This window comes from Leucobacter sp. UCD-THU (assembly GCF_000349545.1).
In the GTDB taxonomy this organism is placed as follows: domain Bacteria; phylum Actinomycetota; class Actinomycetes; order Actinomycetales; family Microbacteriaceae; genus Leucobacter; species Leucobacter muris.
In genome coordinates this window covers 1-21,921 of record NZ_APJM01000028.1, presented here as the reverse complement: position 1 = coordinate 21,921, position 21,921 = coordinate 1, and the positions used below count along the sequence as shown (strand labels likewise).

Sequence of the window (21,921 nt, the reverse complement as noted above, 5' to 3'; positions counted from 1 at the left end):
GGTTGCTGGAATCCGCCCGACTTCCTCTCATCACCCCGCTCCGATTCGAGGGGTTTCATCAGAGGAAGTCGGGCCGATTCCGTCAGCTCTTCGGGATCGGGGGCCCCATCCAGAGCAGCAGCGAGAACACCGCCGTCACACCGGCGACGAGGATCGCGAGCGCCCACCAGGGATGCCGCAGCACCCACGCCTGCACCCGCTCGACGAGGGTGCGGGGCGGCTCGCCGCCCGCCCCGAGGCGCCAGCTGCGCCCGAGCCTGCCTCGACGGTCCAGGACGAGTTCGAAGGGCAGCGTCGCGAACGGCACCACCGCGCTGGCGAGGCCGAGCAGGCCCGTGCCGAACGACCACCGGTCGTTCACCCACACGAACACGGTGATGACGCAGTAGGAGAGGAACACGAAGCCGTGCACCCCGCCCGCCGGGGAGACGAAGGCGTCGGAGACGCCCGTGCCGCGCAGCACGAGCGCGGTGATCAGCCCCGCCCAGGTGACGAGTTCTGCGAACGCGAAGGTGCGGAAGAGCAGGCGGGGCGACATGGTTCTAAAGTAGCGAGTCAGGCCTGGGAGAGCGGCGAACGGGTTGAGCCCTCGGCGATCTTCGCGAGGGGACCGGGCCGCGTCGGCGGTGAACCCCCTCAGCCCGCGTCGGCGCCGTCCGTCCCGGGATGCGCGGGCGCCGCCCCCGTGTCAACCCGTCGCGGATCGGTCGCCGACCCCGCCGCCGCTTCGGCCTTTCGCGCGATGCTCTCGAGCAGCAGGTCGAGACCCAGTTCGAAGACCGACGGGTCGTCGATGGCGGGAATGTGCGGAGCCAGCTCGAAGATCGTCGGGTACTTCCTCGGCGAGACGTGGTGGTAGTCCTCCCTCCAGGCTGCTTTATCGGCCTCGCGCGTCGCCTCGGGCAGCGACATGAACGCGGCCTCCTCGTACGCGAACGCCAGCACCCACTCGGAGATCACCCGGTAGAGCACCGCCGCGTCCTCGTCGCTGAATCCAGCGCGCCGAAGAGTGGAGAGGAAGTTCTCGACTCCCTGGAACTCGTACTGGCTTCGGGAGGTTCGCGCCATGACGAAGGAACCCACTCGGGGCGAGTTGTAGTGCGCCGCGCGCAGACGGAGGCAGAGGTCGCGCAGCGAGACCAACCAATCGGGATCGGGCGTGAACGTCTTCATCGCGTCTTCGTTGAGACGATCCACGAGCGCGAGGGTCAGCTCGTTCTTGTCGCGGAAGTGCCGGTATATCGCCGAGGGGTGCACCCCCAGCTCGGTGCCGAGGCGGCGAAACGTGAGCGCATCGCCCCCCGATTCCTCGACGATCCTGATCGACGCGTCGACGATCCTCCGCCGGCTCAGTACGCCGCGCGTCTTCCCCCGTTTGGTTCCGTCCATAAGTCTCCTCGATGCCCCCTGCGTTCATAAACCTATCCTGATGTGTTCTCGCGGGCTTCCGGTCGGCGGCGCGTCGAGCACCGGACCGCACCGGTCACGCTCCCGTCGCCGGGCTCCGCGTCCATCGCTCGGCGAGACTCGCGCCGGCCGCCTCCAGATAGTGCAGGGCGTGCGCGCGCGAGGTCCGCGCATCGCCCGCGAGATCCACGAGAGCCCGGCTGTCGGCGAAGTCAGCAGCGTCCTCTTCGATCAGCCCGGCGACCAGCATCACCGGCACATCGTGCCGGCGTGCGAGTTCGCGCACCCGCCACGGCACCTTCCCCCCGGCGCTCTGACGATCGAACTTCCCCTCGCCCGTGATGACGACATCGGCCGCCTCCAAAGCCCGCGGCACTCCGATCGTGTTCGCGACGGCTTCTGCCCCGCTCATCAGCGATGCGCCGAGCCAGGCCAGCGCGCTGCCGGCCCCGCCCGCCGCTCCGTATCCCGCAGTCGCCGCACGCACACCGAGCCGAGAGGCGAAATGAGCCAGCCCCGCATCCGCCGCGGCGATCTGCGTGGCCGACATGCCTTTCTGAGGACCGAAGACGGCCGCGGCGCCGCAGTCCCCCACCAGCGGCGCGTCGACGTCGCTCCACACGCACATGCCGTCCGGAGGGAGAGTGATGAGTCCAGCCTCGTCCACGGAGGCGATCTCGGCGAGCCCGCGGTTGCCCAACGCGATCCGTTCGCCGCCCCGATCGAGCAGTTCAACCCCGAGGGCGAGGAGTATTCCGGCGCCTCCGTCGGACGAGCAGCTGCCCCCGAGCCCGACGTGCACCCGTCTCGCACCCGATTCGACGGCCGAACGAATCGCCTCGCCCGTACCGAAACTGTGCGCGTCGAGGGGGTGGAATTCCGGAAGGCCCGTCGATTCGTCTCGGTCGAGCAGCAGCAGACCGCTGGCAGCGGCGAGTTCGACGACCGCTTCGCCGTTCGGCAGGGAGAGCCAGGAGGTGGTGTGGCGCCGGCCGAGGGGCCCGAGCACCTCCACCGGAACGTGCTCGGAGCCGGGCACCGCGGCGTGCACGGCGTCGAGGGTCCCCTCTCCGCCGTCGGCCATCGGACGCAGGTCGAACGTGTCCTCCGGGCGCACCGACCGCCAGCCCCGTGCGAGCGCGAGCGCCGCGTCGGCGGCCGATGCCGACCCCTTGAACGAGTCGGGTGCGAGCAGGACGCGAGCCACGTCAGGCGGTTTTCACCGAGTGGCGCTGCGCATCGGCGAGCACCCGCTCCCGCACCGGCGCGCTGCGTTCGACGGTGGTCGTCTCCACGAGCGCGGCGAGCCGTGCGAGATGGTCGCCGCGCAGGTCGGCGTCGCCCTGTTCGACCAGCACCGGTCCGAGCTCCTCGAACAGTTCGGTGAGCTGCGCCACGGCCGCGCGATGCCGCGCCTCACCCGCGAAGAACACGGCTTGCCTGTCGTCTCGGCTTCGGCCGACCGGCTGCTGCGAGAGCGAGAAGAACCGTCGGTTCACTCGGTCGAAGACGGAGTCGGCGATCGGCGCGAATGCGGGGAAGGCGGCCTCGATCCTTCGCTGGAGACGCTCGGTCTCCCACCACAGGTCGGCGCCGGCGGCGTCGACCGGCTGCTCGAAGGTGCCGAAGTCATCGAGATCGACCCACACCTGGATGAGCCCGGCGTGTCTCGGAGCCGATGCGGAGACTCCGATGCGGCAGAGCTCGGGGGCCGCGTCGAGCTCGGCGATGATGGTGGCCGCCGTCTCGCTTCCCGCGGGATCCTGCGCGTACATGCAGATCGCCCCCTCAGACCGGGGGCCGGGCCGGAGCGCCTCGGCGGGGCCGTCGCCCAGGTCGCGCAGCACCTGGTGGATGTCCCGCAGCCGGAGCCCTCGCCCCGACCGCTCGAGTTCTTGCAGCAGATGCGAGCTGCGGTCGAAACGGCGGGCGCAGCCGTCGAGATCCGGCAGGTGCTCGTCCCCGTACGCACGCGCGAAATCGAACGGCGTCCCGGCGTCCGGGTCGAACCAGCCGCGCGCCACGGCTTCGTCGACCGCCCCGTCGGAGATCCTGGTGTAGTCCGATCCGATCGTGTACAGATTCGACATCGCGGCGACCCCGGTCACCCGTTTCGCGACCCAGTGACGCCCGGCGGTCTGCACGAGCCAGGCCGTCGACGGATCCGCGATCACGAAGCCGTTGTCGTAGCTCTCCAGGATCACCGTGTTGGTGGGGCCCGACTGCCCGTGCTCCTCCACCAGCGCGAGCAAGCACTCCAGAGCCTCGTCCGCGGTCGTGGACCGTTCGAGGGTGAGCCGCAGCAGATCCATGCCGAGCAGCCCCGCCTCGAGTCGCGGGGGCAGTTTCGACCAGAGCGCCTCGTTGCCCATCGCCACGCCGTGCTCGTTCACACCGTGCTCGAACCCCCACATCCACCAGGGCCGAGAGCCGACGACGCGGGCGGTGCGGGCGACCTGCGGTACCGAGACGAACGTGCAGTCGACGCTCGTTCCCGGAGCGTGCTCGGCGCCGGGGACGAGCGTCAGATACTGCGCCTCGTTCGGGTGGCGATCGGAGTTCTTCCCGAAGAGCGTGCGTCCGGTCGCACTGGACTCGGCTGCGACCACAACGGTGTCGCAGGACCGGACTCGCGGCTTGGCAGGGATGATCACAGTGGGGTTCCTCAAGAGTTGGTCGTTGGTCGCGGGCCGTTCAGGCACGGGCGTCGAAGGGAAGCGAGTAGCGATCGCGGTCTCGCCACTCGGGCCCCGGAATCGATGCGCGCAGGTGCTGCGTGTAGGGATGGTTCGGATGATCGAGGATCTCGGCGGTGCTGCCGCGCTCGACGATCTCGCCGCGGTACATGACGACCGCGGTCTCGGTGATCTGCCGCACTACGCCGAGGTCGTGCGAGATGAAGAGGTACGCCACCCCGGTGGCCTCCCGGATGTCGGACAGCAGGTTCAGCACCTGCGCCTGCACGGAGACGTCGAGGGCGGCGACCGCCTCGTCGAGCACGACCAGACGAGGTTCCGGCGCAAGCGCACGCGCGATCGCGACGCGCTGGCGCTGGCCGCCCGACATGTCCTTCGGCCGCGCGTTCAGCAGACGTCCGCTGAGGCCCACCAGATCGAAGAGCTCGACCACACGTCGCTCCCGGGCGCCCGGGTCGCCGCCGCCGTGCAGCTTGAGCACGCTGCGGATCGACTCCGACACCGTCATGCGGGGGTCGAGGGAGCTGTACGGATCCTGGAACACCATCTGCGCGATGCGACCGAACGCGCGACGCTCCGCCGCGGTCGGATGCGCGCTGCGCTCCGCGCCGAAGACCCTCACCGCGCCCGCGGTCTGCGCCTCCAGCCCCATGATGATCTTCGCCGTGGTCGTCTTGCCCGAACCGGACTCGCCGACGATGGCGAGCGAGCCGCCCTCCTCGAGGGTCAGGCTCACGTCGCGCACGGCGTGCACCTCGCCTCGGCGAGTGCGATAGGTCTTCTGCAGACCGATGATCTCGAGCGCGGGAGCGGCGCCCGAGGACCCGTCCTGCGCGCCGTCCGTCTTCATCCGCGCGCTCATGCCTCGGTTCCCTCTGTCGTTTCATCGCCGAACCGCCACGTGACGGTCGGCAGACGGTCGGCCCTCCGATCGACCGACGGCCGTGCAGCCGCCAGCTGGCGCGAGTAGGGGTGGCTCGGGTTCGCCTCGAACGCCGCCTCCGACTGCGTCTCGAGGATCCTGCCCGAGTTCATCACGCTGATGGTGTCGCACGTCGCGGTCGCGAGTTCGAGATCGTGCGTGATCAGCAGCATCGCCATGCCCGTGCGCTCGCGCAGGTCCTTGAGGATCGACATCACCTCCGCCTGCGTGGTGACGTCGAGCGCGGTGGTGGGTTCGTCGGCGAGGATCACCTTCGGCTGCGCGAGCACGACCGATGCGATCATGACGCGCTGCAGCATGCCCCCGGAGAACTCGTGCGGATACTGGTCGAGTTTCTCCTCGGGGGCGGCGAGGCCCACGTCGCCCAGGGCCGCGGCCGCACGTCGACGCGCCTCGGCGCGGCGCTCCCCGCCGTCGCGCAGGGTCTCGGTCAAGAACTCGCCGATCGTTCGCACCGGGTTGATGTGGGCCTTCGGGTCCTGGAAGATGATCGACACGTCCGAGCCGCGATACGCCCGCAGCTCGGCGGGTCGCATGGCGAGCACCTCGCGGCCCTCGAAGCGGACGGATCCGCTGGTCTTCGCCCCCTTCGGGAGGATCTGCAGAATGGCCTTCGTCGTCATCGACTTGCCCGAGCCCGACTCCCCGACCATCGCGAGCGCCTGCCCGTGATGCAACCGCAGGGACACGTCGTGCAGGATCCTCGTCGCGCCGAAATCGACGCAGAGATCAGCGCACTCAATCACCGGCGACATGACTCGCCTCCCATCTTTCACTGAGTCGATCGCTGAGCAGGGTCACGCAGACGACGAGAATCACGATCAGCGCGCCCGCGTACACGGATTCCTCGGGGTAGCCGCGCAGGATCGAGGCCTGCCCGTTCGCGATCATCTGCCCCCAGTCGGCGGTGGGCGGCTGCACCCCGAGCCCCAGGTAGGAGATCGCGGCGAGATCGACCACGGCCCAGCCGAACACGATGGCCGCCTGCGCGAACACTAGCGGCAGTACGTTCGGCAGGATGTTTCGCATCGTGATGAAGTAGCCGGAGAAGCCCTGGATCACACTGGCCTGCACGAAGGGCATCTGCCGCTGCTTGATCGCCGCTGAACGCACGACCCTCGCGATGTAGGGGACGTACGAGATCGACAGGGCGAGTGCGACCGAGAAGAGGCCCGGGCCGAGCAGCACGGTCGAGATCAGAGCGAGCAGCAGCGCCGGGAATGCGAAGACCATGTCGAGCGCTCGCGATATGAGCGCGTCGACGAACCCCCCTCGCCAGGCGGCGAAGACCGCGAGCGCCGTGCCCACGACCGTCGAGACGGCCACGACGAGCAGCGGCCCGAGCAGGGCGGTCCGAGCGCCCCAGAGCAGCCGGGACAGCAGGTCGCGCCCGTTCGCGTCGGTGCCGAGGGGGTGATCGAGGCTCGCCGGGAGCAGCGCTTCGGAGAGCGACACCCGGTTGGGGTCGTAGGGGGCGATGAGCGGCGCCAGCAACCCGGCTGCGAGCAGCAGCACGATGACGCCGAGGGTGATCGCGTCGGCCAGGGGCGGCTTGCGAAGCCACCGGGGGACCGGGATCCTCCGCACACGCGGATCCCGCACATCGGCGTGTTCGTTCGTCTGCACGGGAATGCTCACTGTCCGCCTCCGATCGTGATTCTGGGGTCGAGTACGAGATAGAACAGGTCGACGAGCAGGTTCATGAGCACGAACGCGACCACGAGTATCAGCGCGATGGCCTGCACCACCGGGTAGTCGCGCTGGAAGATCGACTGCACGAGCAGCGCCCCGACCCCGCTCAGCCCGAACGCGCTCTCCACGATGACGGTGCCCGCGATGAGGCCCGTGGCCGTGAGCCCGCCGACGGTCACGATGGGGATCGCGGCGTTGCGCAGAATGTGCCGGCGCACGACCCGGCCGCTCGCGACGCCGCGCGCCTGGGCCGTGAGCACGTGCTCTTTCGACGCCTCTTCGCGGATGCTGCTGCGGGTCACCCGCACGACGTAGGCCGTAGCGCTGAGGGCGAGCGCGATCGCCGGCAGCGTGAGGTGCCAGAGACGGTCGCCGAGATCCTCGCCGGATCCGAAGACCGGGAACCAGCCGAGCCCCACCGCGAACACCGCGATCAGCACGATCGCAGCGACGAACGACGGCACCGCGAGGCCCACAGCCGCCGAGGCGCTGATGACACGGTCCCAGAGGCGCGAACCGAGCCCGGAGATCAGGCCGAGCGCGATGCCGAAGACCATGATGAGCAGGGTGGCGTACAGCACGAGCACGCCGGTCACTTCGAGGCGGGGCCCGATGAGACCGAGGATGCTCTCCTTGAAGACGAAGGAGTTGCCGAAGTCTCCGCGCAGCACGCCGGAGATCCAGTGGAAGTACTGGATGATCACCGGATCATCCAGATGGTACTGCGCACGCACGCGCGCGATCGTCTCGGCGGTCACACCCGGCCCGCCGACGAGAGCGGCGATGGGACTGCCCGGCGCGTATTGCAGCGCGACGAAGACGATGAAGCTCGTCACGAACAGCGTCGCGACGAGCGCGCCGGCTCGCTTGATGATGAAGAGGAGCATCTGTGGTTCTCAATCCGAGGCAGGGCCTCGCACCGGATCGGTGGAGCGGCGGCAGTGGCGCCGCTCCACCGATCCGACCGGTCAGGGGGTGCCGACCTGCGCGCCCCAGGGCGAGTAGAGGTCGATGAACGACGCCGGCGCGCCCGTGACGCGATCGTTCATGTAGAGGGTGTTCGCGAGGTGCACGACGGGGATCCAGGGGACGTCCTCGACCAGCGTCGCCTGCGCCTTCACCACGAGCTCTGCGCGCTTGGTCTCATCGAGTTCGCTGAGCGCGGCCGTCAGGTCGGCGTTCACGTCGGCGTTGGAGTAGCCGCTGAAGTTGTATGAAGAGGCGCCTTCGATGAACATCGAGTACACGTCGAGAGGCTCGGGGGTGTTCGCGTACCAGATCGTCATCCACGCATCCACACCGGCCTGCGTCTCGGGGTCGAAGAAGATCGTCTGGTAGGCGGTCGAGGGCATGGGCTTCAGCTCGAGCTTCAGGCCGATCTGCTCGGCCGCCGACTGGGCCTCGTTCGCCACCTGCACCATCGAGGTGTCGCCGGAGTTGTAGGCGAGCACGATGGTGTCGGTCGGCGATCCGGCTTCCGCGACGAGCGCCTTCGCCGCCTCGAGGTCGACCTCGGCCGGAGCGATCTCCGCGGCGGCCTCTTCGAAGACCTCCGGGGCGTACCCCCAAGCCGTCGACGAGACGAGCGTGTTCGCGGGCTCGGCAGCACCGGCGAAGACGTTCGAGGCGATCGCCTCGCGGTCGAGCGCGAGCGAGAGCGCCTTGCGGATCTTGGGATCCGCGAAGGCTCCTTCCCGGGCTCCCCCGATGATGTCGAAAGTGATCAGGCTCTCGCCGAGGTACAGGGTGCCCGACGGCGACGCCTGCAGCTGGGCGATGCTCGACGCCGGCACCTGGTACATGCCGTCGAGCTGGCCCGTCATCAGCGCATTGGTCTGCGTGGAGGGTTCGGGCAGGAAGCTGAACTCGATCCTGTCGCTGAGGGCGGCGCGCTCGGTGTTCCAGTAGTTCTCGTTCTTCGTCATGACGAGCGATGTGCCGGGAGTCCACGAATCGAACTGGAAGGGGCCGGTGCACATGACACCCGTGCTGGGCGCACCGAACTCGGCGCCGGCGTTCTCGGTGAAGGCCTGCTGGACAATGGCCGTGGCGGCGGTCGAGAGACCGGCCTCGAAGAGGACGTCGGGCTGTGCGAGCTTGACGGTGACCTCACGCTCGCCGGTGGCCTCCACCGACTGCACGTTGGTGTAGTTCTGGGAGAAGTAGGAGGCGACCTCGGGGTCGAGGTTGCGGTTGAGGGAGAACGCCACGTCTTCTGCGGTGAGCGGCGTGCCGTCCCAGAAGGTCACACCGTCGCGGATCGTGAACACGTAGGTGGTGTCGTCGGGCCGCTCGGTCTCCTCCGCGAGGCTCGGCGAGGACGAGAAATCGGGGTTCAGCACGTACAGGCTCTCGCACATGTTCGCGTCGGCCTGATTCTCGGCGTAGTTGAACGAGTGGGCCGGGTCGACCGTCGCGGGCTCGTAGTAGAACCCCCACGAGATCGTGCCGGCGTTGCCGGACGCTTCAGGGGTGGTCTGCGACCATTCCGCGCCGTCGTTCGACGCGGCCGGCTCGCCGCCGCGGGCTCCGGCGCACGCCGTCAGCGCAAGCGCCCCCGCCGTGACGATTGTGGAGAGCGCGAGGGCTCTCTTCCGTGTGACTCCCATTGTCTTCGGTTCTCCTTCTCCTCATTGAGTGGGGCTTGCACCACCTCTGATGCTTCGACCCGTAGGTAGTGAACCAGAAAGACAACACCAATGTCAACACGCGTTCACTTGAACGCGTCGAAACCACGTCGCCGCGCCCCGTCGACGGCGCGAGAAAGAGGCCCGGACCTGCGAAACATCGCGGGTCCGGGCCTCTCGGGAAGCCCTGTGGGGCCGGCCTACATCAGGGGCGTCAGAAGTCCCAGTTTTGACAAGAGGCGCGGAATCATGCGGTTTTCTGAGCCCGTCACTACCTGTATGCCACCTGCGTGCCACTCGCGTCGGAACCTGGTTCCGTTCGCCTGAGCGAACCGGTGACACACTACGAAGTTTACTCGTCATTGCTCGCGGGCGCGGGGTTCTTTGTCGCAGGGACGCCCTTCTTGCGGTCGCCGCGGCGTGCCTGCACAGCTTCTAGTATGCGAGCCTTTGCTAGCTTAAGAAGGCTGACCGGCCCGAGCACGAGGAACACGGTTCCCATGACGAGGCACCACAGCATCGGCAAGCTGAGCCAGGCGTCACCGCCTTGCTCGATGAGCCCTTTGAGGAAGTTCGCGAGGAAGTAGTACGGGGCGGCGACGAGCATCGCGGGCGTGCCCCACTTCAATCCGTCGCGACGGAGGATGCGAGAGATGAGCCGAGGGCCGGGTGCGTACCTCGCGAGGAAGTAGTAGCAGCGGACGACGCCGGAGAAGATGGTCGAGAGCATGAGGACAGCCCTTTCAGATCACTCGGCAGTGAGTCATTTGAAAAGGGCTTCCCGTTCCCGGGTGGCCGTGCCACTACATCCGATAGCGGCGAACGTTTTGTAGAGACTGCCTACGCCTCCACTGTACGTCGGCCAGCGCGGAAGCGGAACCCTCGTCACTGGCCGCCGCCTGGCGATGGTGAAGACGAGAGCGCACCCAGTAGGAGGCGCTACGTTGCGCTGAAGACACATCACCGAACAGACCGAGCGTGGAGATGCGACGATGGACTTCCAAGAAGCGGCAGCGATCGTCACCGCTGATCAGAACCAGAACGACTGGGGCGACGAACCGCCGATGACCCAGGCAGAGGCCATCGAGCACGTGCGCAACATCATGACGCTGGAAGATGTCGTTGACTACGGCGACGAGAACACCGAGGCATACCGACTTGTGCTGTCCACCTCGCAGCTGCCCGAATAGCACTGCTCCCGATACAGGCGGGGGCACCTGAACGGCGCTCTCGCCTTTGTCATGCACCCGCCGATAATGTGCGGGCATTTCATCAGAGTGACCGTGCGCCCCGTCTGGTGAGCGCGTTCGACGCGGCCTTCGGGCGCGCCCGCTGAGTCGTGAGTGCTCGCGCGCGTTGGATCGCTTGCGTGGCGCGGGCCTGGTCGATCTTCTGCGCGAGCCCATCCGGAGCCGGCCCGAGAGCATCGTCACTCGTAATGCCGTATCGGTCACGGTACGCGGCGACCGTGCGCGCATACCGTACCCAGGCCTCCTGCTTGCGTGGATCATCCGGCCGCGCCCCGAGCGCCCGCACCCACGGCGCACCATCTGCCGCGGCTTGCTCAGCGATGGCCGCGGCGCGTTGTTCGATGAGCTGATGCCGTTCCGCGAGCGCCTGCCGCATATCCGGTTCCGTGATGCCGCCAGCGACGGGGATCAGCCCCGCAATCAACCTCGGCACCTGCGCCGCGCGCCCGCTGCTGGCAGGGTGTTCGGTGGCGGTGGCGAGTCGCCAGTGCAGGACGGAGGCGATGTCGTCGGCGTCATCGAAGCCCCGAGCCCTCACCAGGCGTGGGAGAAGCCGGTCAACGTCGTGATGGTTCGCCTCGGCCCGGCGGAGTTCAGCGACGAGGGCGTCGAAAGTATCGGAGTCGAGCACGGCGCCTACTTGGGCGGTGGTGAGGCCAGATGCACGTATGAGGGTGGCCCAGCGGTCGTGTTGAGCTTCGGTGGCGATGGTCTCGTACTCCGCGGCGAGCTGCCGGATCGACCCCCACTTCTCCTGCTCCCGCTCGGTCGTCTCGTGCGCCGACAGCTCCGCACCGGAATGATTGAGCACCCCGAACAGCACCCGCCGTGCGGCCTCCTCCACATCCGAGGCTTCGTGCGGGTGCCGGTGCGCGTCGTCTGGGGTGTCGACGGCGACGTAGGCGTAGTTCCCGTCCCTGCCGCGAGTCATGGCGACGTACAGGTTCTCCCTGGTCATCGACGGCTCGACCAGCACATGCGAAGTGTCAACGGTGACGCCCTGGGCGCGGTAGGCGGTGACGGCGTAGCCGAGGTCGAGGTGCTCGGCGACGTAGTCGGCGGGCAGCACGATCGACCCGCCCCGATCCTGGGCGGCGGGCCGGATCGTCACGGAGCCGTCGCGCCGCACACGGGTGATGGTCCACCGGTTCCCGTTCTGCACCCACGCCGACCGTGAGCGGAGATCCCGGCGGTTATCCCGCGTGATGACGACATCCCCGACCGCGGCGGTCGCGCCGCCGTCGAGGGCGACTTCACCACGGATCGGCTGCACGACCCCCGCGAGGATCAGCTCGGTGCGGGCGCGGAGGTTCAGCGCGGTCATGGATTCGCTGGAATCGGTGACGAGGATCGACGCGACCCCCGCCTCCCGGTCGGCACGCCACGCCTCATACGCCAGGGCGGTCACATCCTCGGTATCGCCGCCGGCGATCCGGCCCGCATCCTGGTAGGTGTCGATCACATCGGTTTGGCCGAGGCGGAGCCCGAGGGATGCGATCTTCTCCCACTCGTTCGTGAACCGGTAGATCGTGGACAGCTCCGGGGTGTCGTCGCGGTCACCCGCGAGGAGCCCAAAGGCGCCGGCGGCTTCGACGGCTTGGAGCTGGGAGTAGTCGCCGACGAGCAGGACTTTCGCGCCGGCTTCTTCGGCGATCTTGGTGATGCGGTCGAGTGAGAGGGTGCCTGCGAGGCTGGCTTCATCGATGATGACGAGCTGCCCTGCCCGGAATGACACCCGGCCCAGGTTGTGGAGCGTCCACCATCGTGCGGTGTTCTCCGTCTTGATGCCGAGGTCGTCGGCGAGGACTTCCGCCGCGACCACCGACGGCGCCAACCCCACCACCGACCCCGCCCCGTGCTCGGCTTCCCACGCGCGGCGGAGTGCGTTCATAGCGGTGGTTTTCCCGGTGCCGGCGGGGCCGACCAGCATGTCGAGCACTCGCCCCGATATGGCGATCTTGGTGAGGGCGTCGGCCTGGTCTGGGCCAAGCATCCGCCCGTCCCGATCCGGGGCGGCCGTGACGCGCTCGATCACCGCGAGCGGCAGCGTCGGCCCAGTCAGGGTGCGGGAGCGTTTCAAGAGCCGTGCTTCCGCTTCCAGGAGTTCGGTCGAGGAGTAAAGGGTCGAGTGGCGGGGCCGGAACGCCGAGGTGCCGTCCGGGCGCTGGAACCGTGCCGGGGTGGAGGCGAGTTCGGGTGGGGTGAGGCGCAGCGAGGCGCGCTCGGCCGCATCGACGACCATGCCGCTGACGGCTTCCCGATCCCGAGTCGTCGCGAACCGATACCCCATCGTCTGCCGTGCGGCCTCGGCGGTGAGGTTCCAGCGGTGCCAGGTCGACCGCTTCGCCCCAACGGCCTCGACCACGGAGAGCGCGATCGCTTCGATCTCATCGAGCGGCACGTCATCCGCCCGCAGCACCCGCATCATCCCCGCCGGGATCGCCTCGCGCGCCCACTCGCCGGCATCCCGGCCGAGCTTCCTGGTGGCGCGCTTGCGCCATTCGGTCGTGAGGTCGGCGAGCGAGCGCACTTTCTTCTCTGGCCGGGTCGTGAGCGTGGCCTGAGCGCGGAGCTTGATGACCGTCGCCGCCGACGGCTGCCGCCCATGCCGCTGCACGTACTCGGCGATCAGGCGATCCTTCTCCGAATCGATCTGATACGAGCGGGTCGAGAACTCGAGCACGAGGTCTTCCGGGACCGTCGCGATCGCCCATGCCGGGTTCCGGCCCCGGCCCCGCTCGCGTGCCTCCCACTCGACGCCGAGAAGCCGGGTGAGATGGTCGGCGATGACCGCCTCGTGCAACTCGGAGAGCGCGACCGTGGCGGCGTGCATAGGGCGGCCGTCGAGCGACCGCCACTTCCCATCAAGCACCGTGCGCACTTTGTTAGAGACCACCACGTGCGTGTGCAGGTGCGGGTCGTTCGCGCGGGAGTCGTAGTGGTCGTAGGCGGTCGCGGCGAGCCCGAAGGTATCGACCTGGGCGACCGCGCCGCCGTCGGCGCCGGTCGAGCCGACACGCGTGGCAGCGACTTCGCGTTCCATGAACTCGATCACTTCCGCGATCGCCGCGTGATGCGCGTCGGCGATCAGCGCTTGCGTGCCCGCGTCGGCGACCGCCCAGAGCACGGAGGCCGACTTCGGCAACGAGAAGGTGTAGTCGTAGCCTGCGACCGCCTTCCGGGTGCCGCGCTTGCGTTCCTCGTTCTCGATCTGCGCGACAGCCTCCGCGCGGGAGGCAGGGCCGAGCTCGGGGTCGAGGGCTTCGACCCGTGCGTCGACGCGCTCTACCGGGGTCGAATAGACCGGGTAGGCCTGCCCGAGCGGATCACCGGTCACGGGATCTCGGCCCATGCCGATGAGGAGCTGCAGTTGTTCCTCCGACACTTCATCGCCGGTCGTGATCTGACCGCCGGCGAGCTGCGCGATCCCGGCGCCGAGCCACCTGCCGGGCGGGGTCCCGGCTTCGGCGTAGTAGCGCGTGAGCGGTGTGGACAGCGAGCGGTCGCAGTCGCCGGTGACGACGGAGCGCAGGAGGTACTTGTAGCCGTCACCGGCGCTCATCACCCGCATCGAGACCGTCACAGAAGACAGGTGCGAAGCCAAGTCCTGCGCGCCTTTGCCTACGATTCGTAGCCTATGTGTATACAGCAGAACAGGGGTATCACATGTGGCGCTAAGGAGGCTGTGTCGGAGTGGCGAGACCGGGGTGCGAAAGCAGTCGCTGAGGCTTGGAGGGTCAGGGNTCTGACCGCCGGCGAGCTGCGCGATCCCGGCGCCGAGCCACCTGCCGGCGGGGTCCCGGCTTCGGCGTAGTAGCGCGTGAGCGGTGTGGACAGCGAGCGGTCGCAGTCGCCGGTGACGACGGAGCGCAGGAGGTACTTGTAGCCGTCACCGGCGCTCATCACCCGCATCGAGACCGTCACAGAAGACAGGTGCGAAGCCAAGTCCTGCGCGCCTTTGCCTACGATTCGTAGCCTATGTGTATACAGCAGAACAGGGGTATCACATGTGGCGCTAAGGAGGCTGTGTCGGAGTGGCGAGACCGGGGTGCGAAAGCAGTCGCTGAGGCTTGGAGGTTCAGGGTGTGAGGGCTCCTTCGATATCGGTCAGGGGCTCGATAGTGCGGGCAGGATGATCGTGGCGTCGTCGTCGAGTGCAACGATGCCGCGTTCGTCGACGAGGATGACGTCTCCGGCCGGGGAGAGCCCCAATGCTTCGACGGTGCCCGTCGCTGATCCGATTGCCTTCCACTCGCCCTTACCGACTCGCTGCCAGATCTGTCCGTCGGTGCCGACCCCGACGACTGTGTCTCCGGCAGCTTCGAGCAGGTACTGCAGCGGCGCATCTCCGAGTGGCGTGAACGATGCCCCGCCGTCGGTGCTGGTGCGCACGCCCTCAGGGGTGGCCGCGTAGATCGTGCCATCTGTGGTTACAGCGAGATCAACGGCGTCGAGCTCGGTGCGGGACTCCCAAGTGGTCCCCAGGTCGTTGCTGACTCGCAGCGCGGGGCTGGTTGATCCGATGCCGTAGAGCTGACCGTCCGGGCTGGCAGTGAGGACGTGGAAGTCCTCATCGTTGGTGAAGGCGACCGGGTGCCACTTCTTCCCGGTGTCGTCGCTGCGGATAATGCCGAGATTCGGGGAGCCCAGCTCCGTCGGGGTTTCAAGGCCTGGGTGCCCGGAAGCGATCAGCGCGCCTTGGGTGTCGGTGAGTCCCATTAGATCGAAGTCGTAGTCGCCGAGTGGGCCGTCCACTGCACCGTCCTCGTCCACGCGGTAGAGGCCGGTATGGGTGCCGACGAGGAGGGTTCCCCCGGCTTCTGGGATCACGGCATGAATATGGCCGAAGGTTGGCGGTGGCGAGGATGCTGGCGCAGCGGGAGCGACAGCGGCGCAGCCGGTCAGCACGATGGCGAGGGCAGCCGTCGCCGCGGTGACGAGCAGCCGCCCGCGCAGGCGGGGCGTGCTGGAGAGGAGAGATTCGGGCATTGGATCATCTTTCTGTGGGACGCGGGCGGGCGGCCCGGTCAACGGAGAGGATGCAGGGGGCACTGGGGAGCGGTGCGAGCTGCGAGGATGCGGGCGGGGTCCCCGCTCCTGCGTGGGCGGGGACCCGGGTCAAGGCCGGAATCAGAGGCTGTTCAGGAGCTCCTGCATCGTGGTGATCTCTGCGCTCTGGTCGTCGATGACCTGCTGCGCAAGCTCGAGCACGTCCGGGTTCTTGCCGCCATCGAGGGCGGACTGGGCCATCTCGATCGCGCCGGTGTGGTGCTCGATCATGCCTTCGAGGAACAGGCGCGTCGCCTCGGTTCCGGTGGCTGATTCGAAGGCGGTCATACTGTCTTCCGACATCATGCCGCCGCCGTGATCCATGCCGCCCGTCGACGAATCATCGGCGGAGACGCCCCAATTGTCGAGCCAGGCCTGCATAGTCTTGATCTCGGGCCCCTGGGCGTCCTTGATCTGCTGCGCGAGGGCAACCACCCGTTCGTCGATGCCGTCCTTGGCGAGCAGCATGTCGGCCATCTCGATCGCCTGCTCGTGGTGCGGGATCATCATCGTCACGAACATCTGGTCGGCTGCATTGAACTGCGCTGCGGACTCAGTCGGCGTCTTAGAAGCGGTGGATCCGTGATCCATGCCGGCCATCCCGTCCGACGTTCCGCTCGGGGAGCAGCCGGCCAGCAGGAGGGCGGTGGACAGCGCGGCCGAAGCCAGCGCAAGCGTGCGAATACGCATCAGTATGCGTCCTTTCATTCAGTCAACAAAGTCAGAGAATCGCGCCCCGGGCAGGGCGCAGCCGTGCTCCAGCCGAGGCCGGAGCGGGCGCGAATCAGGTGCGACTGATCGACAGAACGAGAAGAGACGGCGGCCGTGGTCGCGGCAACACAGTGCCCGCAAGTGGCAGGGAGCGGATCGCGAGGACGAGGGAGCGCCAGGAGTGCTCCAGCACGAGCGGAATGAGTAGCAGCACGACGCCCGCCAACAGAGCGAGTACACACCCCACCATCAGAGCGGCATGACCAGGCGCCGGATCTTCACACGAGTTGGGACACTGCGCATCTCCCGGTGCCACATCCGGTGCGGCCATTGTGCCGGATGCGTGCGCCCCCGCTAACGTGCCCAAGCTGCCGCCCATGCCGACATCCGCGGCTTCGTGATCGCTCGTGATAAGCGCGACGGGGGATCTCGTGTCGTGGCCGCCGTGTCCGGCCGAGCTGCTCAGGACATGCATACCGAAGATTCCTGCCAGCACCAGAGCGAGCAGACTGAAGGAAACTAGGCGTCGGCGAGGCGAGTCTCTGTGCGGCGTTCCACCACAGGTCAGCATCGCCGCCTCCTCTCCTTTGCCGCGCACCGCACCCGCAGATCGCTGGAGCGTCCTAGTTCTACGCTAGGGCATTCCGGGAGACACAGGCTGGGAGCCGCGACCCCCAGGAGGATCGCAGGGCATGCCTGTGAGGGGCAGCTGGCGACGGCTCAGGCGAGCATGATACGGTAACAAAACCATAACGAAAGGGGCTGGTGTGCGAGATGCGGTGAACCGTGCGACCACGCGCCCCTTTATCCAGAGCGCCGGAACGGTCTTCGCGATCGTGCTGATGCTCATCTTTGGCCTGGTGGCGATGCACTCCCTGTCCGGCAACGCTACAGCGCGCGACGCGCTCGTGCCCGCGGGCACAGCTACCGCCAGCGACACAGTACGCGCGGCCGACGCGCTAACCTTAGACGGCTCAGTGAGCGGAGCGTCCGCTGGCTGTGACGCGAGCTGCGCGCACGGCACAGTTCCTGATCACGGGCACCTGAGCATGCTCATGCTGTGCATGCTGGCCCTGTTGACCGGAGTGCTCTTCCTGCTCAGGCCCGCCCTGTTCCGTCTCTCCCGCGCCGCCGCACAGTCCGCCGGCTGGCTGAACCGCGCACTTCCCGCGCCTCCGGCGGCCCGTCCGCCGTCGTTGTTCGCACTGTCGATCAGCCGCACTTGAACTAGGATCTCGGCACGAGCCTGCCCGCGCACCCCGGCACTGAGCCGCGACGAGCGGTGCGGCTGATCGACTGACGCCCGGCCTTCTCCGGGATCAACCGGGCCGGACGCCGACCCTGGCCGAGGGCCTGCACGCAGCGTGTGCCTGGCGCGCGTCGCTGCCCGGCCGTCGTCCTCCAAGCGTCTCGCTAAGGCGCGCAGTTCGATCACGCCCACCCCGCCGGTGCGTGTGCCTGTCGCTCATGCGCCCGAGTGACTGCGGCTTCCCTGTCGCAGCTTCGAACCCTTCGCTTCCCTGGCCACCGACTCACGGAACAGTTATGCATACCCGTCGAAACCCATTCAAGAACCCCGTCGTCTTCATTCCCAGCACCCTCGCCCTGAGTATCGCGGTCGCGATCGGCAACTACTACGTCATCGGAGGGCTCTTCGCGTGAACGGCCAGCAGATCTATCTCACCCCTATGCCGTCGTTCGACTTCCTCACTGACGGCACTGGCGGCGGCACCCCACCCCAACAGCGGGCACGGCGCAGCCTCATGGCCACCGCGACGGCGGTGCTGAGCGTGGCTGGCATGATGAGCCCCGTCGCCTTCCCCGCCCCGTTCGCCCCAGTGTCCGCGGCGGCCGCCGCCGAGCTCCCCGCGCAGCAGCTCGTCGGCGCGCCCGCCGCAATCGGCGCCGAGACGTTCAATGCGATCGGTGCGGTCGAAGTTCAGGCCGCCCCCGTCGCACCGCGACGCGTGAACACCGAGCAGGGCCTCGTCGATCCGGATCAGCTGACGGATACGAAGCTGCGCTACCCCTTCGATCAGACCATGCCCCTCACCGACGGTTTCGGATATCGCACTGCTCCCGTGGCGCAGTTCCACGATGCCCAGGACATCGCTGCCGCCAACGGCACCCCGATTCGTATTATCGGCGACGGGGTAGTCGTGGAAGCGGGCTGGGCGAGCGACGGCTGCGGGTTCTCGCTCAAGGTGCAGCATCTCGTCGACGGGCAAGACCTCACCAGTCGCTACTGCCACATGGAGGGCGAGTCCCATGCCTATCAGGTCGGCGATCGGGTGAGTATCGGCGATGAGGCGGGGCGCGTGGGCAACACCGGTATGTCTTTCGGTGCGCATTTGCATCTCGCGCTGCGCTTGAACGGTGAGCCGATCGACCCGCTCCCCTTCATCGAAGCGAACGCGCAATGACCCCCGCACCGCACAAACCATCCTCGACCACGGGAAGACCACTGATGACCGGCTCTTTGAATCGCCGCCAGTTCCTCGCCGCCGGCACGCTGACGCTTGCCGCGATGGGCTTGGCCGCCTGCACCCCGAGGCAGAGCTCTGCGTTCCTCTCGCCCACGGCGGACGCGGTCGATGCGGCCGAGGCGAGCCGACTGACCACGGGTCAGACAGTCACACGCACGCTCTCTGCTGAGCCGGTCACCCTGGATCTCGGCGGGAAGACCGTCAAGACCTGGGGATACCGGGGTGTGACGGCTGCGGAGCCGATCCGCGGCAACGTCGGCGATCTGCTCCGTGTCACCCTCACCAATGACCTCCCCGATCCGACGACCGTGCATTGGCACGGCCTCGCTCTGCGCAACGACATGGACGGGGTGCCGGGTCTCACGCAGCCTGCCATCGCGGCTGGCGACACGTTCACCTATGAGTTCGCGTTGCCGCACGCGGGCACCTACTGGTTCCACCCCCATGTCGGCACGCAGCTCGACCGGGGTCTATACGCGCCGCTCATCATCGACGACCCCCGGGAGCGGGGCGACTACGACCGGGAATGGGTGATCGTGCTCGACGACTGGCTCGACGGCATCAACGCCACCCCCGACGACGTATTCGCTGAGCTCAGCCGCGGCATGGGCGGGATGGGCGGAATGGATCATGGCGGCATGCCGATGCGGATGGGCAATACCCTCATGGGTGCTACCTCCGACCTCCTCGGCGGCGATGCGGGCGACGTCTACTATCCGCTCTACCTCATCAATGGACGCCCCCAGCTCGATCCTGAAACCTTTACTGCGAAACCCGGGGAACGGATCCGGCTCAGGATCATCAATGCCGGTGGCGACACAGCCTTCCGCTTCGGGGTCACCGGGCATCAGCTTACGATCACCCACACCGACGGGTACCCAGTCGCGCCGCACGAGGCGGAGAGCATCGTGATTGGGATGGGGGAACGCTACGACGCGATCCTCACCGCCGGCGACGGCATGTTCGCCGTCGTCGCCGAGGCGCTCGGCAAAGTCGACCAGGCCCTCGCGATCCTCTCCACAGGGGCCGGCTCCCCGCCCCCGGCAGGCACCACCCTCTCGCAGGCCCGCACCCCCACGATCGCGGCCGACCTGACGGCCGCGGAGGAGGTGGCGCTGGCCCCCAAGCGCGCGGATCGCACGATCGCCCTGGAACTCACGGGCACCATGGAGAAATACGACTGGGCGATCAACGGCACCCGCCTGGACATGGACGACCCCCTCCGCGACGCCCTCGCGATCAGTGAAGGGGAGCGGGTCGCGCTCACCATCACGAACTCGACCACGATGTGGCATCCCATGCATCTGCACGGGCACACCTACCAGCACCCCGATGGCGGCCCTCGCAAGGACACCTCGATCGTGCTTCCCGGCCAGAGCTTCCGCCTCGAGTTCGACGCCGACAATCCTGGCCGGTGGCTCACCCACTGCCACAACCTCTACCACGGCGAAGCCGGGATGATGGCGACTATCGCCTACCAGCAGTAGCCCATCCACAGCGTGAAAGCACACAACCTCATGAAATCTCAGCAGCCAGCCGGCGTCCCCGGCCCCGATTCCGCCTACCGCCGACACCGCCGCTTCGTGCGCCTAGGTCAACTGCTCCTGGCGCTCGGTGCGGTGATCCTCATCGTGCATTGGCTCGCGCACCTCGAAACCTTCGGCCCCGCCCAGCCCGAGGGCTGGGTCGACCTCGTCGCCGGCTACCCGATGGGCGCCCTGTTCCTCCTCGGCGGTGGCGTCCTCGCCGGACGCAAAGCCCCTTGACCTCGCCCCTGCAATACGCGGGCGAGGTCATCTCGCCGACGGCGGGGCGGTGAAGGCCGGCAGCAAGATCGCGTCGATGAACCATGGCGCATCGTCAGGGTCGATCCGGCCCGTGCGCACCTCCTCGGCCGCACCGTTGAGAACGACGTGCGTGGTGGTCAGCAGCCAGGACACCGGCAAGTCGGCGCGGAAGGCACCTTCGCGCTGTCCGCGCAGCAGCAGTCCGCGCATGCGCGCCTCAGCCTTCTCGTGCAGCTCGCGAATGCGGGCGGCGGAGAGTTCCTTCTGTGCCGCGGCCAGCAGGGCACGGGATTGGTCGACGAACATCCAGCTGGAGGCAATGAGTCGCTGGAAGGCCGCACGCGGGTCGCCGTCCAGCGGGATCTGACTGAGCACGTCCTCGGCGCGTTCCAGACTGTCTACCAGTGCGGCCTCAATGAGCTCTGCGCGAGTCTGGAAATGCCCATAAAGGGTCATCCGGCCCACTCCCGCCTCAGCAGCGATGTCGGCGACCGACGCGTCGAGGTTCTTGCGGATCGCGGTCACTGTCGCGGCCAGAATCTTTACCCGGTTGCGCTGCGCGTCGGCGCGCTGGTTAGCCGCCCGGCTCACTGTCGCCGGGCCACGTCGAGCGCCGCCGGTCGGCTGGGCGTTCTTCGTCGCCATGCTCTACCTCACAAGTCGTACTGGAATGTATGAGATATTGTATTCGTTGCAACTCGTACACACATATACGACTTGTGCGGGAGGTCGCCCGCCCGGGCGGCGATCCGGCAGAGAGGAGCACACGACCATGACCACGACACGCACACCCCGAGGGGGTGCGACATGAGCGCGCCCGGCACCCCCGCGGCCCCGAAGGCCGGGGCGAGGCAGTGGTGGGGGCTCGCCGTGCTGGTGATCCCCTCGACGCTGCTGTTCATGATGCTGACGATCCTGTTCCTGGCAGCCCCGAACCTCGCCGCGGACCTGAACCCGACGAGCACGCAGCTGCTGTGGATTCTCGACATCTACGGCTTCGTGATGGCCGGGTTCCTCGTCGCGATGGGCGTGCTCGGCGACCGGGTGGGCAAGCGCCTGCTCATGGTCATCGGCGCGTCCCTGTTCGCTGCCGTCTCCATCGCGGCGTCCCTGACCACGATCCCCGAGCTGATGATCGTCTGGCGCGCCGTCCTCGGACTGGCCGCAGCGATGATGGTGCCCGCAACGATCGGACTGATCTTCGTGATCTTCGCCGACGCGAAACAGCGCGGCGTCGCCATCGGGGTCTGGGCGGGCGGTATCTCCGCCGGCG

20 protein-coding genes and 1 pseudogene are annotated in these 21,921 nt (G+C 67.8%); 6 read left to right on the top strand and 15 right to left on the bottom strand.

Going from position 1 to position 21,921, the window contains the following annotated elements:
- Window positions 1-82 precede the first annotated feature (82 nt).
- The 10 genes from H490_RS17030 to H490_RS16990 all read right to left on the bottom strand — a co-directional run bounded on the left by H490_RS17030 (window position 83) and on the right by H490_RS16990 (window position 10,095).
- Complete coding sequence (locus H490_RS17030) at window positions 83-538, bottom strand: DUF3817 domain-containing protein (protein WP_017882593.1); 456 nt, start codon at window positions 536-538, stop codon at window positions 83-85.
- Window positions 539-636: 98 nt separating this feature from the next.
- Complete coding sequence (locus H490_RS17025) at window positions 637-1,389, bottom strand: TetR/AcrR family transcriptional regulator (protein ID WP_017882592.1); 753 nt, start codon at window positions 1,387-1,389, stop codon at window positions 637-639.
- A 94-nt stretch (window positions 1,390-1,483) separates the two neighbouring features.
- Window positions 1,484-2,614 carry a glycerate kinase gene (locus tag H490_RS17020; RefSeq protein WP_017882591.1) on the bottom strand — a complete coding sequence of 377 codons (1,131 nt, stop codon included), beginning with the start codon at window positions 2,612-2,614 and terminating at the stop codon, window positions 1,484-1,486.
- 1 nt (window position 2,615) lies between these two features.
- Window positions 2,616-4,061 (bottom strand): C69 family dipeptidase, encoded by a 1,446-nt coding sequence (locus tag H490_RS30880; RefSeq protein ID WP_152424143.1) that lies wholly within the window; start codon window positions 4,059-4,061, stop codon window positions 2,616-2,618.
- Window positions 4,062-4,101: 40 nt separating this feature from the next.
- Window positions 4,102-4,965, bottom strand: a complete 864-nt coding sequence (locus H490_RS17015) for an ABC transporter ATP-binding protein (RefSeq protein WP_305807359.1) — start codon at window positions 4,963-4,965, stop codon at window positions 4,102-4,104.
- Window positions 4,962-5,801: an ABC transporter ATP-binding protein gene (locus H490_RS17010; RefSeq protein WP_017882588.1), complete on the bottom strand. Its 840-nt coding sequence runs from the start codon at window positions 5,799-5,801 to the stop codon at window positions 4,962-4,964. Before H490_RS17010 ends, H490_RS17015 begins: the two co-directional genes overlap by 4 nt.
- Window positions 5,785-6,684 (bottom strand): ABC transporter permease, encoded by a 900-nt coding sequence (locus H490_RS17005; RefSeq protein WP_017882587.1) that lies wholly within the window; start codon window positions 6,682-6,684, stop codon window positions 5,785-5,787. The genes H490_RS17010 and H490_RS17005 overlap by 17 nt, the downstream gene beginning before the upstream one ends.
- Window positions 6,681-7,625, bottom strand: a complete 945-nt coding sequence (locus H490_RS17000; protein WP_017882586.1) for an ABC transporter permease — start codon at window positions 7,623-7,625, stop codon at window positions 6,681-6,683. Before H490_RS17000 ends, H490_RS17005 begins: the two co-directional genes overlap by 4 nt.
- A gap of 81 nt (window positions 7,626-7,706) precedes the next feature.
- Window positions 7,707-9,347 carry an ABC transporter substrate-binding protein gene (locus H490_RS16995; protein WP_017882585.1) on the bottom strand — a complete coding sequence of 547 codons (1,641 nt, stop codon included), beginning with the start codon at window positions 9,345-9,347 and terminating at the stop codon, window positions 7,707-7,709.
- Window positions 9,348-9,717: 370 nt separating this feature from the next.
- Window positions 9,718-10,095 (bottom strand): hypothetical protein, encoded by a 378-nt coding sequence (locus H490_RS16990; RefSeq protein ID WP_017882584.1) that lies wholly within the window; start codon window positions 10,093-10,095, stop codon window positions 9,718-9,720.
- 262 nt (window positions 10,096-10,357) lie between these two features.
- Between H490_RS16990 and H490_RS16985 the strand changes: the two genes are divergently transcribed.
- Window positions 10,358-10,555 (top strand): hypothetical protein, encoded by a 198-nt coding sequence (locus H490_RS16985; RefSeq protein ID WP_017882583.1) that lies wholly within the window; start codon window positions 10,358-10,360, stop codon window positions 10,553-10,555.
- A gap of 82 nt (window positions 10,556-10,637) precedes the next feature.
- Here H490_RS16985 and mobF read toward each other — a convergent pair whose 3' ends face one another.
- The 4 genes and pseudogenes from mobF to H490_RS16970 all read right to left on the bottom strand — a co-directional run bounded on the left by mobF (window position 10,638) and on the right by H490_RS16970 (window position 16,354).
- Window positions 10,638-14,177: a MobF family relaxase gene (gene mobF / locus H490_RS16980; RefSeq protein WP_017882582.1), complete on the bottom strand. Its 3,540-nt coding sequence runs from the start codon at window positions 14,175-14,177 to the stop codon at window positions 10,638-10,640.
- A 183-nt stretch (window positions 14,178-14,360) separates the two neighbouring features.
- Window positions 14,361-14,518, bottom strand: a pseudogene (locus H490_RS32980) (relaxase domain-containing protein); the annotation flags it as partial.
- 204 nt (window positions 14,519-14,722) lie between these two features.
- Window positions 14,723-15,604 (bottom strand): sialidase family protein, encoded by an 882-nt coding sequence (locus H490_RS16975; RefSeq protein ID WP_017882581.1) that lies wholly within the window; start codon window positions 15,602-15,604, stop codon window positions 14,723-14,725.
- A 141-nt stretch (window positions 15,605-15,745) separates the two neighbouring features.
- Window positions 15,746-16,354: a DUF305 domain-containing protein gene (locus tag H490_RS16970; RefSeq protein ID WP_024356141.1), complete on the bottom strand. Its 609-nt coding sequence runs from the start codon at window positions 16,352-16,354 to the stop codon at window positions 15,746-15,748.
- 788 nt (window positions 16,355-17,142) lie between these two features.
- Between H490_RS16970 and H490_RS16965 the strand changes: the two genes are divergently transcribed.
- The 4 genes from H490_RS16965 to H490_RS16950 all read left to right on the top strand — a co-directional run bounded on the left by H490_RS16965 (window position 17,143) and on the right by H490_RS16950 (window position 20,627).
- Window positions 17,143-17,601, top strand: a complete 459-nt coding sequence (locus H490_RS16965; protein ID WP_152424142.1) for a DUF6153 family protein — start codon at window positions 17,143-17,145, stop codon at window positions 17,599-17,601.
- A gap of 432 nt (window positions 17,602-18,033) precedes the next feature.
- The gene (locus H490_RS32215; RefSeq protein WP_238560272.1) at window positions 18,034-18,798 is read left to right on the top strand and encodes a M23 family metallopeptidase; all 765 of its coding nucleotides are present in this window, start codon (window positions 18,034-18,036) and stop codon (window positions 18,796-18,798) included.
- 44 nt (window positions 18,799-18,842) lie between these two features.
- Window positions 18,843-20,348 (top strand): multicopper oxidase family protein, encoded by a 1,506-nt coding sequence (locus H490_RS16955; protein WP_017882576.1) that lies wholly within the window; start codon window positions 18,843-18,845, stop codon window positions 20,346-20,348.
- Between the two features lie 30 nt (window positions 20,349-20,378).
- Window positions 20,379-20,627 carry a hypothetical protein gene (locus H490_RS16950; protein ID WP_017882575.1) on the top strand — a complete coding sequence of 83 codons (249 nt, stop codon included), beginning with the start codon at window positions 20,379-20,381 and terminating at the stop codon, window positions 20,625-20,627.
- A 27-nt stretch (window positions 20,628-20,654) separates the two neighbouring features.
- Here the strand turns inward: H490_RS16950 and H490_RS16945 are convergent, their stop codons facing one another.
- Window positions 20,655-21,293, bottom strand: coding sequence for a TetR/AcrR family transcriptional regulator (locus H490_RS16945; protein ID WP_024356142.1), 639 nt, complete (start codon window positions 21,291-21,293; stop codon window positions 20,655-20,657).
- Window positions 21,294-21,455: 162 nt separating this feature from the next.
- On the opposite strand from H490_RS16945, the gene H490_RS0115265 reads away from it, so the two are divergent.
- A partial coding sequence (locus tag H490_RS0115265) for an MFS transporter (protein ID WP_031289459.1) occupies window positions 21,456-21,921 on the top strand: 466 nt, incomplete at its 3' end.